The organism is Parabacteroides sp. AF48-14, from assembly GCF_003477465.1.
Lineage (GTDB): Bacteria > Bacteroidota > Bacteroidia > Bacteroidales > Tannerellaceae > Parabacteroides > Parabacteroides acidifaciens.
This window is the reverse complement of sequence record NZ_QUDI01000015.1, coordinates 23255-37052: the sequence shown is the minus strand read 5'-3', so window position 1 is coordinate 37052 and position 13798 is coordinate 23255. Positions and strand designations below refer to the sequence as shown.

General features: G+C 45.0%; 10 protein-coding genes and 2 pseudogenes. 7 read left to right on the top strand and 5 right to left on the bottom strand.

Features of this window, described 5'->3' with window-relative positions:
* The first annotated feature begins 48 nt into the window (after window positions 1–48).
* Window positions 49–2439, top strand: coding sequence for a lamin tail domain-containing protein (locus DW083_RS08860; RefSeq protein ID WP_122332119.1), 2391 nt, complete (start codon window positions 49–51; stop codon window positions 2437–2439).
* 12 nt (window positions 2440–2451) lie between these two features.
* On the opposite strand, the gene DW083_RS08855 is transcribed toward DW083_RS08860, so the two are convergent.
* Complete coding sequence (locus DW083_RS08855) at window positions 2452–3591, bottom strand: clostripain-related cysteine peptidase (protein WP_122332118.1); 1140 nt, start codon at window positions 3589–3591, stop codon at window positions 2452–2454.
* A gap of 150 nt (window positions 3592–3741) precedes the next feature.
* Between DW083_RS08855 and DW083_RS08850 the strand changes: the two genes are divergently transcribed.
* The 3 genes from DW083_RS08850 to DW083_RS08840 all read left to right on the top strand — a co-directional run bounded on the left by DW083_RS08850 (window position 3742) and on the right by DW083_RS08840 (window position 6622).
* The gene (locus DW083_RS08850; protein ID WP_115498937.1) at window positions 3742–4299 is read left to right on the top strand and encodes a DUF3575 domain-containing protein; all 558 of its coding nucleotides are present in this window, start codon (window positions 3742–3744) and stop codon (window positions 4297–4299) included.
* A 7-nt stretch (window positions 4300–4306) separates the two neighbouring features.
* Window positions 4307–4807: a DUF3868 domain-containing protein gene (locus DW083_RS08845; RefSeq protein ID WP_122332117.1), complete on the top strand. Its 501-nt coding sequence runs from the start codon at window positions 4307–4309 to the stop codon at window positions 4805–4807.
* 174 nt (window positions 4808–4981) lie between these two features.
* Window positions 4982–6622: a fumarate hydratase gene (locus DW083_RS08840; protein ID WP_122332116.1), complete on the top strand. Its 1641-nt coding sequence runs from the start codon at window positions 4982–4984 to the stop codon at window positions 6620–6622.
* A gap of 73 nt (window positions 6623–6695) precedes the next feature.
* On the opposite strand, the gene pnp is transcribed toward DW083_RS08840, so the two are convergent.
* Window positions 6696–8948 (bottom strand): polyribonucleotide nucleotidyltransferase, encoded by a 2253-nt coding sequence (gene pnp / locus DW083_RS08835; RefSeq protein ID WP_122332115.1) that lies wholly within the window; start codon window positions 8946–8948, stop codon window positions 6696–6698.
* Window positions 8949–9144: 196 nt separating this feature from the next.
* Between pnp and DW083_RS08830 the strand changes: the two are divergent.
* The 3 genes and pseudogenes from DW083_RS08830 (at window position 9145) to DW083_RS08820 (ending at window position 11375) form a co-directional block, all read left to right on the top strand.
* Window positions 9145–10304: pseudogene (locus DW083_RS08830) on the top strand (DUF4369 domain-containing protein).
* A gap of 193 nt (window positions 10305–10497) precedes the next feature.
* Window positions 10498–10967: pseudogene (greA, locus tag DW083_RS08825) on the top strand (transcription elongation factor GreA).
* 12 nt (window positions 10968–10979) lie between these two features.
* Entirely contained in the window at window positions 10980–11375 is a 396-nt protein-coding gene (locus tag DW083_RS08820; protein WP_115498925.1) for an HIT family protein, read from the top strand.
* Window positions 11376–11574: 199 nt separating this feature from the next.
* Here the strand turns inward: DW083_RS08820 and DW083_RS08810 are convergent, their stop codons facing one another.
* The 3 genes from DW083_RS08810 to DW083_RS08800 form a co-directional block, all read right to left on the bottom strand.
* Entirely contained in the window at window positions 11575–12240 is a 666-nt protein-coding gene (locus DW083_RS08810) for a head GIN domain-containing protein (RefSeq protein ID WP_233551999.1), read from the bottom strand.
* A gap of 88 nt (window positions 12241–12328) precedes the next feature.
* Window positions 12329–13423, bottom strand: a complete 1095-nt coding sequence (locus DW083_RS08805) for a PspC domain-containing protein (RefSeq protein ID WP_122332113.1) — start codon at window positions 13421–13423, stop codon at window positions 12329–12331.
* Between the two features lie 12 nt (window positions 13424–13435).
* Window positions 13436–13762: a PadR family transcriptional regulator gene (locus DW083_RS08800; RefSeq protein ID WP_122332112.1), complete on the bottom strand. Its 327-nt coding sequence runs from the start codon at window positions 13760–13762 to the stop codon at window positions 13436–13438.
* Window positions 13763–13798: the final 36 nt, after the last annotated feature.

Below are 13798 nucleotides of genomic sequence, written 5' to 3'. Positions count from 1 at the left end.
CGCTTTGGGGTGCAAAGATATACAAATTATAAACAAAACTGTAAGACTATGAAACAATTTATTCTTTTTCTCTTCGTATTACTTCCTTTTTGTGTAAGTTCACAGGTAAATGAGATGTTTGACGGGCCGGAGATTGATTCGGCTAATCCTTGGTATGTAGACTCTGCCGGATTCTTTGTAAAAGACGGACGTTTAGTGTTCGACGCAAGCCGGAGGGCTAAGGGTGTTCATACGGCCATGCTGGATATTCCGTATGCGGATAATATGGAATGGATGTTTGATGTCTATTTTTCTTATAAACCGACGAGTAATAATAATGTAAGGGTCTTTGCATATGCGACGGGAGCGCCTACGGATATTGCCTATTTCGTACAAGTGGGTCATAATGATGGGAATGTTTCTTTGTACTCATGGCCTCTTTCTGCCAAAACTCCACAAAGGAAAATAAAAGGCAGGATGTATCTGTTAAAGAAAGGAACTAACTCGGTCCGGGTAAAATTGACTTTGGAGAACAACTCTAAATTAACGTTATATACGCGTTTGGAGGATGAAGATTGCTTTTATAAAGAGGGGGAATACAAAATCATTTCATCGGGGATTCGGAAGGCTGGGACTTTAAACCTGCAATGCCGATATCAGGCTGCTTCAGCCGACAATATGATCACTTCTTTTGATAATATCATCGTTTCCGACCAAATAACTCCGACTCCTCTCGAGCCGGAAGAACCTGATGATCCTGCCCCTTCTCCGGCTGAACTGCCGAAGCTACTTGAAGTACAGCCTGTCACCGCCTCTTCTCTGCAGTTTATATTTGACAAATCTGTTGAAATAAAGAATGCTGTTTTCTCTATTTCCGATATTGGGGATGCTTCTCCGGTAGCATATGCAGATAGGGAAACGCGGACAATTGTAAACGCCCAGTTCGATAAAGAGATGGAAGTGGGTAAGCAATATACGATCTCTTATTGGGGAGTAACCGATTTGTCGGGAAATCGTCTTCCCGATTATTCGAAGGAGCTGATACTCGAAGTAGAAGAGGAACCGGAGCCTGAACCCGAACCTGAACCCGGTGGCGATGTGTCCGATGAGGTTCCGGCCGGTTCGATTCTGATAAATGAGGTGATGGCAAAACCGGGTGATGCGGCAGGAATGGTTGAATATATAGAATTGTATAATGCAACTACTGTTTCTATCCCTTTAAATAAGTGGGAGTATAAGAATGTAACCGGAAAGAAGACGAAAGTATTGCCGGATGCTATATTGGAGGCTGGAGGTTATGCGGTTTTGTTTGATAGCAGAAAAGAATTGGAAATAGACAAAGATGCTTTACGTATTCCGATTGAGACATTTCCGGCGTTAAATGATCAGGGTGCTTTGTTACATTTATATAATGCTTCTGGTTCTTTGATGGATTCGGTAACTTATGCCAAAGCCACTGCCGGTAAATCCTGGGAACGTTCTGCCTCCGGTTGGCATCTGTCTACTGATCCTCGCGGCGGAACGCCCGGTTCTGTCAATTCCTCCCCGTCTTCGGACGAAGAGGAACCGCCTGTGGACCCGGATAAACCGGAAGAACCTGAGAATCCGGATACTCCGGCAGTCACAGATCCTATCCTGCCCGGTGAGATTGTCTTTAATGAACTGCTGCCGGATCCTTATGCCGGAGGCAGCGAATACCTGGAATTGTATAACCGTTCCGGCAAGCCCCTGTCTGTGTCAACTCTTTCCCTTGCCGTCCGTAAATCGGACGGAACGCTTAGTACCCGTTATCCTTTGGCCGCTATTGTCCGGAAGCTGGAAGCTAAAAGTTATATTTTGCTGACAAAAGATGTGGAAAGTGTTTCCTCTTTTTACGAGATCGCCGAACCGTCTGCACTTCATCAGCTATCCAAATTGCCGATTCTTGCCAATACGGCTTCTACTTTAGTGCTGTTTCGTACCGCAGATGGAGAAGTGATAGACGAAGTTTCTTATTCCTCCAAATGGCATGCTTCTTCTGTTAAGAACCGGAAGGGTGTTGCTTTGGAACGCATCGATCCGGATGCCGCCACACAAAATCCGTCCAACTGGACCTCTGCTTCCGAAACGGCCGGCTTCGGCACTCCCGGCTATCAGAACTCCCAATATGGGAATCCTTCTTCCGAAGGTTCAACCGGGATAGAACCGCCTGTCTGGATAGAGGAATCCGGCAGCTACCGCATATCCTACCTGCTCGATCGGCCGGGTTATAACTGTCGTGCATTTGTCTTCAACACATCTGGCATACGTGTTGCCGAGATTGCCAACCATCAACTGTTAGGCACGTCCGGCGAACTGACTTGGAGCGGCATTGCCAACAGTGGCAGCGCACTACCACCAGGCATCTATATCTTTTATGCCGAAATCTATCACCCGGAAGGAGTCGTGAAACGCTATAAGAAAGCGTTCCTTATACGGTGATAATGGGGCGGTTTATTCATAAACCGCCTTATACCAACTTACCCGTTCCTTGTACCAGTCGAATATCTTAGAGAAGGACTGTTTGGGTTGCGGGACGAAAACGGTCAGGCCGCAATAGCTGTTTACCGGTAAGGCATTAGAGGGATAGCCGTAGGCATAATATGCCTTTGGAGTATGGGCTTTATATAAAACGGCTTTTTCCAGACAATCGGTGAAATTGCTGTATTGCTCGGCTGTTGCCAATTGTTTTATATAATCAGCCATATCATATAACATTCCCGGACTGCGGTACAAATATTCCAACTGTTGCATCTCGGAAAGGTTAATGCCATAGATGTCGCTTTCCGTCTTGTCGGCTAATATGTCGTGCACGGCGTTTTTCAGATTCTCCAGTTCGCTTGTCTTTGTCAGAGACACGGTTGCGTATGGATAAGAGTCATTGAGATAGTAGTTGTAGAATGTCTCGCCGACCTTTTCCAGTTGCAGATCCGTGGCAAACAATTGCGGCATCATCTGGGTATAAGGCCATCCGTCTGCCATCGTTTCGGTAGGCGAAGCCAAAATATAATCCGCTTTATTTCTAAGCTCATAGGTGCACTCTACGCTTGCCATATAGCAGGCATCGAACAGAATGAAGTCGAATACATGATCCGGCAAACCTTTTGCCAGATCGTCTATCTCCAACCAGTTGCTGCCGTCCTGGCCAAATGCTTTCAGCATATTCTGATAGTCGGAAGGAAGCCAGGCTGTCCCGTGGCTCCATAAATCCAAGCCATAGCTGTCTGCCGGATATAGGGATATCACTTCTTTGATCACGCTTAGCATCACGGACGGATCCGCCGAGTTTTGCTTTTCGTAGTCTTTGATGTGGAATTTATTTACAATGCCGTTCTCTTCCTTGATTTGAAGAAGTTCCGGATTCGATCCCTTCGGGGCATAGTAAACGATCAGATTACCTCCGTTGAGGTTTTTAGCAGTTGCTCCCTCTACCATGCTTGCAATGTTTTTAGCGGCATAACTGTCGAGGCTGTTGTTTGCCATCATATAAACTAAAATGGTACGTGTTGGACGGGGTTCCGGAGTTTCGTCATCCGAACAACCGGTAAATCCCAGACAAAGGGTGATAAATAGTGCGATAAGTTTAAATTTCATATGCCCCCAATACTGAATAAATTATTTTCGACAAAGATATACAATTAATCCGTTTGGTATGTGTATTTAATATCAAATGTGTTTATATACAAATAGATTTTACATATCTTTGTTTCTTAATACGATTGGTAAATCAACGAGAATATGTCTATGAAGAGGCTATACTTTGTTTTTCTTTGTTTGTGTTGCGCTCTCTGTGCCCGGTCGCAGGTGGTCGCTGTTAAGACAAATTTGCTGTATGATGCGACCACCACTTTCAATTTGGGGGCAGAGGTTGCATTCAATAAACATTTTTCACTGGATATATCGGGCAATTATAATCCTTGGACTTTTTCGGAGGATAAATCCATTAAGCACTGGCTGGTGCAGCCGGAGGTGCGTTATTGGTTGCACGAACGGTTTAACGGGCATTTCTTTGGTGTTCATGGGCTGTATGCCGATTATGATGTGGCCGGCAAAACACTCTTGAATGTGATGAAATCCGGCTATGCTTATGATGGTAATGCCTACGGAGGCGGCCTTTCGTATGGTTACCAGTTGTATCTTTCTCCTCATTGGAATATCGAATTTACAGCCGGCGTCGGATATGTCCGGTTCAAATATGACAAAACACCTTTCCCTTCAAACCAGGAGTCGGAAGGAAGTTATCGTAACAACTATTTCGGACCGACCAAGTTGGGGGTAAGTATTATCTATATTATTAAATAAGAGCCTTATGAAAACTACTCTATATATATTGATTTCCCTTTTTGCTGTCTTGTTCTGCCGGGCGCAGGAGTTGTCTTCCGATTATCGGGGAATGATCTATGTAAAAGAAAATTGCGTCGAGCAGCAGGGGGATAACCTTTTGTTGGATTTGCAAATCGACTTGTCGGGACTGCCCGTTGGACGTTATCAGAGCTTGGCCTTGGTGCCGATGTTTCGGGATGGACGCGATTCGTTGATGCTCCAACCGATAGTGGTGAACGGTGCCAACAAGCAGAAAATGTATGAGAGGACGCTTGCCTTTAAAGGAAAAACAGTTGCCGATGACGGCGCTTATCTGGTCATTAAAAACAAACCGACCCAGCTTCGTGAGATTGCCTACCGGAAAGAGATCCCTTTCCAGCCCTGGATGAAAGGCGCAGAACTGGTCTTGGTCGGACAGCTTAAAGACTATGACGGCATAACGCAGCAGGTTTACATGAATGTCCTGACGGATAACCTGATTTTTTAGATTCGTTTCTTGGCATATTGTGCTCTTCGATATGCAAAGTATATTAAAATAAACCGGATATGCTGATTTTATAAAGGTAAACGACTGCCGAATCTCGTGATTTTTAATTAAGTTTGCCAGTCCGTTCAAGGATATGATTCTAAAACCAATATTATAAATTAAAATACAAACGCTATGGCAACAACTCCTTTCAAGTATCAGGCTCCATTCCCATTGGGCCCGGATACAACAGAGTATTATCTGCTTACAAAAGATTATGTTTCGGTTTCCGAATTTGAAGGAACGCCGGTTCTGAAAGTAGCTAAAGAAGGTCTTACGGCAATGGCTAACGCTGCTTTCCGTGATGTCTCTTTCATGCTTCGCCGTTCACACAACGAACAGGTTGCAAAGATTCTGAGCGATCCGGAAGCAAGTGATAACGATAAGTATGTAGCGTTGACTTTCCTGCGTAACGCTGAAGTTTCTGCTAAAGGTGTACTTCCTTTCTGCCAGGATACCGGTACGGCTATTATTCATGGTGAAAAAGGACAACAGGTATGGACCGGTTATTGCGATGAAGAGGCGCTGTCATTGGGCGTTTATAAAACATATACGGAAGAGAATCTGCGCTACTCGCAGAATGCTCCGCTGAATATGTACGACGAAGTGAACACGAAGTGTAACCTGCCGGCCCAGATCGATATCGAGGCTACCGAAGGCATGGAATATAATTTCCTGTGCGTAACGAAAGGCGGTGGTTCCGCTAACAAGACGTATCTGTATCAGGAAACAAAAGCGATCCTGAATCCGGGTACTTTGGTCCCGTTCATCATCGAAAAGATTAAGACGTTGGGTACGGCTGCCTGTCCTCCTTATCATATTGCAGTGGTTATCGGCGGTACTTCTGCCGAAAAGAACCTGTTGACCGTGAAATTGGCTTCTACTCATTATTATGACAGCCTGCCGACTACGGGTAACGAATATGGACGCGCTTTCCGCGATATCGAACTGGAAAAAGAGGTTTTGGCGGAAGTTCACAAGATTGGTTTGGGTGCACAGTTCGGTGGTAAATATCTGGCACACGATATCCGTATCGTCCGCCTGCCCCGTCACGGCGCTTCCTGTCCGGTTGGTCTGGGTGTAAGCTGTTCGGCAGACCGTAATGTGAAATGTAAGATCAACAAAGACGGTATCTGGATTGAAAAGTTAGACAGTCATCCCGGTGAACTGATTCCTGAAGAATTGCGCCAGGCAGGTGAAGGCGATGCTGTTAAGATCAATCTGAACCAGCCGATGGCAGATATCCTGAAAGAATTGGATAAATATCCGGTTGCAACCCGCCTGTCGTTGAACGGTACGATCATTGTAGGCCGCGATATTGCCCATGCCAAGCTGAAAGAACGTTTGGATCGTGGTGAAGACCTGCCACAGTATATCAAGGATCATCCTATCTATTACGCTGGTCCGGCTAAGACTCCGGCTGGTATGGCTTGCGGCTCGATGGGCCCGACGACTGCCGGTCGTATGGACTCGTATGTCGGTCTGTTCCAGAGTCACGGTGGTAGCATGGTTATGTTGGCAAAGGGTAACCGTAGCCAGCAGGTGACGGATGCTTGCCAGAAATATGGCGGTTTCTATTTAGGAAGTATCGGTGGTCCTGCTGCTATCCTGGCACAGAACAATATCAAGAGCATCGAATGTGTGGAATATCCTGAATTGGGTATGGAAGCCATCTGGAAGATCGAAGTGGAAGACTTCCCTGCATTTATCCTGGTCGATAACAAGGGCAATGATTTCTTCAAACAGATCAAGCCGCGTTGCACTTGCGGAAAGTAAGAATCTATTATAGATGCATAAAAAAGCCTGTCGCTCATAAGAGGACAGGCTTTTATTTTATCGGAAAACTATCTTAGTCTCTGTATTCCCGGCGCGGTCCGCGATCTCCGCGATCCTGGCGGGGGCCACGGTCACCACCACGGTCACCACGATCCTGGCGCGGTCCGCGATCGCCTCTTTCCGGTCTCGGCGGACGTTCTTCGTAACCTTCCGGCTTCGGCAGCAATACCTTGCGGGAAAGTTTGAATTTTCCGGTCTTCTGGTCGATATCTACCAACTTAACGGAAATTGTATCGCCTTCTTTCAAGCCAGCCTGTTCAACTGTTTCCAGACGTTTCCAGTCGATTTCGGAAATATGCAGCAAACCGTCTTTGCCCGGCATGAATTCAACGAATGCACCGTAAGGCATAACTGATGAGATCTTGCCTTCGTAGACTTCGCCTACTTCCGGTACTGCTACGATACCTTTGATTGCGCGGATTGCAGCATCGATCGTATCTTTATTTGTTCCGGAGATTTCAATTTTGCCAACTCCGTCTTCTTCTTCAATCGTGATTGTAGCACCAGTCTTTTCCTGGATACCCTGGATGATCTTTCCGCCCGGGCCGATAACAGCACCGATAAATTCTTTACCGATAACCATTGTTTCGATTCTCGGAGCATGCGGTTTCAATTCTTCGCGAGCTTCAGGCTGTGCTTCCATAATCTTGCCCAAGATGTGCATACGGCCTTCTTTTGCCTGGGCCAATGCGTTTTCAAGGATTTCGTATGACAGGCCGTCTACCTTGATATCCATCTGGGTAGCCGTGATACCGTCTTTTGTTCCCGTTACCTTGAAGTCCATGTCACCCAAGTGGTCTTCGTCGCCCAGGATGTCGGACAGGATCGCGTAGTTCTGACCTTTGTTTTCGGAAATCAGACCCATTGCGATACCGGATACCGGTTTCTTCATCGGAACACCTGCATCTCTCAATGCGAGAGTACCGGCGCATACGGTTGCCATTGAAGAAGAACCGTTAGACTCCAGGATATCGGAGATTACACGTACTACGTAAGGATAGTCTGTCGGGATCATGCGTTTCAGAGCGCGGTGAGCCAGGTTTCCGTGACCGATTTCACGACGGCCAACACCACGGGATGCTTTTGCTTCGCCAGTGGAGAACGGAGGGAAGTTGTAGTGCAACAGGAAACGTTCTTTGCCGTGATTCAGAACATCGTCGATCATCTTTTCGTCAGACTTCGTTCCTAATGTAACGGTAGACAATGATTGTGTTTCACCACGTGTAAAGATGGCAGAACCATGAGGGCCGGGCAGGCAGTCTGTCTCGATCCAGATCGGACGGATTTCAGTTGTCTTACGACCATCCAGGCGCTTTCCTTCGTCGAGGATGGCACGGCGCATGGCTTCTTTTTCTACATCGTGATAGTAACGGCCGATCATTTCAGCCTTTTCGTCAGTCAGCTCTTCTTCAGAGAACTGGGCTTTATATTCTTCAACAACTGCTTCGAATGCTTCGGCACGCTGATGTTTGTCTGTTCCGGAAGTGGCAACAGCATAAGCTTTTGCATAGCATTTTTCGTGTACATCCTTGCGCAGTTCGTCATCGTTTACTTCGTGGCAGTATTCGCGTTTTACCATCTTGCCGCAAGCTTCAGACAGTTCAAGCTGTGCCTGGCACTGTACTTTGATAGCTTCGTGTGCGACTTTGATAGCTTCCAGCATTTCGGATTCCTGAACTTCGTCCATTTCGCCTTCCACCATCATGATGTTGTCAATAGTAGCGCCCACCATGATATCGATATCTGCTTTTTCCAATTCAGAGAACGTGGGGTTAACTACATATTTACCATCGATACGGGCAACGCGACATTCGGAAATCGGTCCGTTGAAAGGAATATCCGATACGGCTAATGCAGCAGATGCTGCCAAACCGGCCAGTGCATCCGGCATATCTTCACCGTCTGTAGAGAATAATATAACGTTTACGTATACTTCTGCGTGGTAATTGTCAGGGAAAAGAGGGCGGAGGGCACGGTCAACCAAACGAGAGGTCAGGATTTCGTAGTCAGAAGCTTTACCTTCTCTTTTTGTAAAGCCTCCCGGAAAACGGCCAAATGCCGAGAATTTTTCTTTGTACTCTACTTGTAACGGCATGAAGTCAACACCCGGGTTTGCATCTTTAGCGGCGCAAACAGTAGCCAGCAACACTGTGTTGCCCATACGCACGGTAACAGAACCGTCCGCCTGTTTTGCCAATTTCCCGGTTTCGATGGTGATGGTTCTTCCATCAGCCAATTCGATCGTCTTGTTAATTGGATTAAGCATAATCTTTTTCTTATTTTTCTATCTGTAAAAATTGGTGCAAATGTAATGAAAGTTTATCTGTAAACGTGTGAAAATGAAAATAAAAAACATGAGAAAAGTTCTTTTTTTGAAAAATAGCGGGAAGATTTAGCGAATAATAGTGTCACAATTGTAAATTAATGTATATTTGCAGCGGATTAAAACAAGAAGTAAAGAAATGAAGAAACAAATATCCACACGATTGTTGGCTACATTAGGACTGTGTATGTTCTTATTCTCGGCTTGTAACAACTCTTCCGAATTTACGGTGAAGGGCGTTGTTTCAGGAGCGGACGGTCAGCTTATGTATTTAGAAAACGTAGGAATTTCGAATGTCGTGACACTCGACTCCATCAAGTTGGCTTCCGGAGGGAAGTTCAAGTTTACGGAGAAACGTCCTGAATATCCGGATTTTTATCGTCTACGCTTGAATAACCAGAAGATAAATTTCTCTATAGATTCGACGGAGACGGTTTCTATTCTTGCAGATGCCGGTGCTTTTGCAACCTCTTATTCCGTGGAAGGTTCTGAAAATTCAAAAGCCATTAAGCGATTACGCTGGCGCAATTGGATGCGAACCAGGCTATCAGCCGTTTGCGTAAGGACTATGAAGATAAGATGATTTCGGATACGACTTACCGTTCCAAAGTGTTGGCTGCTGCCGATGCTTATAAGGAGATTGCCCGTAAGTATATCTATTCGGCGCCGATGTCTACGGCCGCTTATTTTGCCTTGTTCCAGCAGATCGATGGCCTGTTGTTCTTTGACTTGTATGATCGAAACGATGTGAAAGCATATGGCGCTGTTGCCACCAGCTACGATCATTATTATCCGGAAAGTCCGCGTTCCAAACATTTGTATAACCTGACTTTGCAGTCGATGAAGGTGCTTCGCGCCCAGCGTCCGGTCGATTATAGTAATGTGGAAACCAAAGAAATATCATTCTTGGATATCGAATTGCCCGATGTTCGGGGTGAAGTGGTGAAACTCTCCGACGTTGCTCCCGGCAAGGTTGTCCTGATAAACTTTACGGCTTATCAGACGGAATGGTCACCGGCTTTGAATATGGCATTGGGTGAATTATATACAAAATATCATGGTCAGGGACTTGAGATTTACCAGGTATCCCTGGATAGCGATTCTCATTTCTGGAGGAACGGAGCGTCTAATTTGCCCTGGATTTCTGTTCGTGATCCGCAGTCTGTTTATTCTCAGGTGGCAGGTTTGTACAATGTGAAGCAGTTGCCTGCTCTCTTCATCCTTGACCGTAAAGGAAACCTGGTTAAGCGTGTTGAAGACGTGAAAAAACTGGAAGCGGATGTGAAAGCTGTACTTTAATGTATGACAGCTAACATTCAGATTTATATGTTATAAAGCATTTTGCAAAGATTGCCGATCTTAAAAAGATCTTTTATCTTTGCAAAGTCTGAAAATAAGAGAAAGAGGAGTTCCGGCCAAGCAGTTGGTCGGGATTCTTTTTTTATTGTGCGGTAATCAATAATAACATTTTAAAGTAATAGGAGGATTTAGTATGGCAGTAAGCTATATGACGAAAGATGGTTATGATAAGATTTTAGCTGAAATCAATTATCTGGAAACCGTGAAGCGTCCGGAAATATCTGCCCAGATTGCAGAAGCCCGTGACAAAGGCGATTTGTCTGAAAATGCAGAATATGACGCTGCAAAAGAAGCGCAAGGTATCATGGAGGCGAAACTTGCTCAGTTGAAAGGACTGATCTCTAATGCCCGCCTGATAGACGAAACCCGTGTGCAGACAGACGAAGTCAGATTCTGAACAAGGTCAAGATTAAGAATATCAAGAATAACGCAGTTATGACATATACATTGGTCTCTGATTCGGAAGCGAACCTGAAAGAGGGAAAGATCGCAGTCAGTACTCCGATTGCACAGGGACTGATGGGTAAGAAGGTTGGTGACATTGTGGAGATCAAGGTGCCGTCCGGTGTGATGAGTTTTGAGATTATGGATATATCTATTTAATATCATAATAGTATGGCATCAATATTCAGTAGAATTGTGGCAGGCGAGATTCCCTGCCATAAGGTAGCGGAAGACGAAGAGTTTTTCGCTTTCCTGGACATCAATCCGGTGGCTACAGGCCATACGCTGGTGATCCCGAAGAAAGAGGTCGATTATATTTTCGACATAGATGATCCTATGCTCGGGCGTATGATGGCATTTGCTAAACGTGTGGCTCGTGCACAAGAAGCGGCTATCCCCTGCAAGCGGGTCGGTTTGGCTGTGATGGGATTGGAAGTGCCTCATGCGCATATTCACTTAATTCCAATTCAAAAAGAGTCTGATATGTATTTTGGCGGAAAGAAAATGGAGGTTACGCAGGACGTGCTCGCAGACACCGCCACACGGATAAGAAATGCCTTTAAATAAATAGGACGAAGTCTTTTACAATAGAAAACTTTATGTATATTTGTGACCGCTTCTCCCTCATAATGACAATATTGTGAAGGAGGAAGCGGTCTTTTTATAAAGATTCATTAGTGGTTTTTACTCATAAATTTGTTAACCTTAGAAGAAAGGCCATCCTTGTGAAAGGACGGCCTTCTTTTTTAAACACACAATCATTCTTCTATTCAACTTGGGTTATGGAACCACTTCCGACAATACTTTTCCCTCTTATGTTCGGGCTACCTTTGTATCGGATCTCTCCACTTCCGGCTATTTTAGCGGAAATTTCCTTATTGGCTGTTATCTCTATCTCGCAACTTCCGGCTGTTTTACAAGTCAAGTTGTCTGTATGTAAGTCGAACGCCTTGATTCTGCAACTTCCGGCACTTTTTATGTCCATATTTTCAGCTTCTCCACTCAGGCTGATTTTCCCGCTCCCGGCGATTTCACATTTCAAACGGTTGACGGTGATAGAATCTGCTTTAATAGTTCCCCCTCCGGCTAAACTAATTCCTAACCGGTCGTTAGTGAGACCTTTACCCAGATCACATTTGCCTCCGCCTGCCATCTTGATATCCCTTAGGGCGGTTGAGTTAGTTGTTACGACAAACCGGGTTGGGTTGATCCATGTATGTTTTTTTCTGGGGCGTATAACTAATACATTGTCGTCCACCTCTGCTTTCAGAATGTCCATGATGTTCCGGTCCGTTTCTATTTTTAGATAGGGAGCGTCATTGGATTGTATATAAGTGAGATCGATATTCTCTCCTCCGATGTGAAGTCCTATATAGTCCTTGATCGAAATCTCCTGGCTTACGATGTTGCCGTCCCCATGAACTTTGTTCATATGGCAAGAGCATAAAAGTCCCGCCATTGCGATATAGGTTACTATGTATATGATAAATAAATATGCTTTTTTCATATCAGTTGTTTTATTAGATGTTGAAGAAATTGTACCAAGGTAATGTGCTCCATCCGTTTATTCCGGTCTGATAGAAATAAATGACACTAAGTGCGACAGATATTATCCACAGGATCAGAAGCGTCCATTTAGCCGTGTTAGGCAATGGCTTGGCTTTGAACAATTGCATACAGATTGCATATACCAAAGCAAAGATCGGAATGCCAATGAGTAAGATGAATCCGATGCACCCCATAATTGCCAATGGAATAGGCGTCCCTGCCAGCAGATCTGCCCCGAACGGAGAGAGGTGGTAAAGAACACCGGTTCCTCCCGCAATAAGAGCAAATGTAACGACTACCAGTATAAAGGCAACAAGTAACAAAGGCGGTAAGAGGATAATTCCGATCAATATGGCGAAGAATTTAAGGGTAAAGCCTACTACATTGACAAACAGGTCTGCCAATTGTTGCAAAAAGCTTCTTGGCTTGTCCGAACTCATATAATCGTTCACATTACTGGATACTTTCTCAAATCCGTCGGTCACTGTTTTGCCTATATTTTCGAGAGTCACGCTTTTCCCGCGCATCATCAGTTTATCGGCTGCGGTCCGTGCAAGCGGCATCACCAACCATAATATAAGGTAGAGGATGACAATCGGTGCATATGGGATAAAGAGCAAGACGATCATAATCAGACGTATGGCTGTTATATCCCAACCCATATAAGCTGCAATACCGCTGGCGACCCCGCCCAATACACGGTTGTCCGGGTCACGCATCAGCTTTTTCCTTCCTCCGGTTGTTTCTTCTTCCTGGAAGGTATGTGCTTTGGACTCTTCCCGGACGTATTCCTTTTCGTCCTCGCCGCCAAACAGCTCTTCCGGTTTCCCCATGCGCTTGATTACTTCCTCGACGTGTTCGATTGTGATGACTTCATGCCCCAAACGTACCCGTTCGTTGAATAATTCGGATATGCGCATTTCAAAATCGTTCATAATCTCTTCCGATCCTTCTTCTTTGCTGAAATGGATGCGGAGGTTTGCCAGATATTTATCGAGCAGTTGATATGCATCTTCGTCAATGTGGAATACTGTTCCTCCCAAATTAACTGTAAGTGTCTTCTTCATTGTTGTCTGATTTTAATTATTTCTGATGTGGTTTATTGTGTCGTTCAATTCCTGCCACGAAATTTCCAGTTCTCCGAGGAATTCTTCCCCTTTCGATGTGAGCTGGTAATATTTGCGAGGCGGCCCTTGAGTAGATTCTATCCACTGGTAACTTAACAATTCGCTGTTTTTTAATCTCGTCAACAGGGGATATAGAGTACCTTCCACTACAATCAATTTAGCTTCCTGTAACTTCTGGATAATGTCAGAGGTGTACGCCGGCTCTTTTTTGAGGAGCAATAGAATACAGTATTCCAGTGTTCCCTTTCTCATTTGTGATTTTACGTTCTCTGCATTCATGTTATATTGTTTTATGTTGCAAATATATGTATTGCC

What these genes read in the sequence shown, in the direction of transcription:
- DW083_RS08805 (WP_122332113.1), bottom strand. Translation starts at nt 13,423, where the DNA reads ATGAAGAAGACACTTACAGTTAATTTGGGAGGAACAGTATTCCACATT.
- DW083_RS08800 (WP_122332112.1), bottom strand. Translation starts at nt 13,762, where the DNA reads ATGAATGCAGAGAACGTAAAATCACAAATGAGAAAGGGAACACTGGAA.
- DW083_RS08840 (WP_122332116.1), top strand. Translation starts at nt 4,982, where the DNA reads ATGGCAACAACTCCTTTCAAGTATCAGGCTCCATTCCCATTGGGCCCG.
- DW083_RS08820 (WP_115498925.1), top strand. Translation starts at nt 10,980, where the DNA reads ATGGCATCAATATTCAGTAGAATTGTGGCAGGCGAGATTCCCTGCCAT.
- DW083_RS08850 (WP_115498937.1), top strand. Translation starts at nt 3,742, where the DNA reads ATGAAGAGGCTATACTTTGTTTTTCTTTGTTTGTGTTGCGCTCTCTGT.
- DW083_RS08845 (WP_122332117.1), top strand. Translation starts at nt 4,307, where the DNA reads ATGAAAACTACTCTATATATATTGATTTCCCTTTTTGCTGTCTTGTTC.
- DW083_RS08810 (WP_233551999.1), bottom strand. Translation starts at nt 12,240, where the DNA reads ATGAACAAAGTTCATGGGGACGGCAACATCGTAAGCCAGGAGATTTCG.
- DW083_RS08855 (WP_122332118.1), bottom strand. Translation starts at nt 3,591, where the DNA reads ATGAAATTTAAACTTATCGCACTATTTATCACCCTTTGTCTGGGATTT.
- pnp (WP_122332115.1), bottom strand. Translation starts at nt 8,948, where the DNA reads ATGCTTAATCCAATTAACAAGACGATCGAATTGGCTGATGGAAGAACC.
- DW083_RS08860 (WP_122332119.1), top strand. Translation starts at nt 49, where the DNA reads ATGAAACAATTTATTCTTTTTCTCTTCGTATTACTTCCTTTTTGTGTA.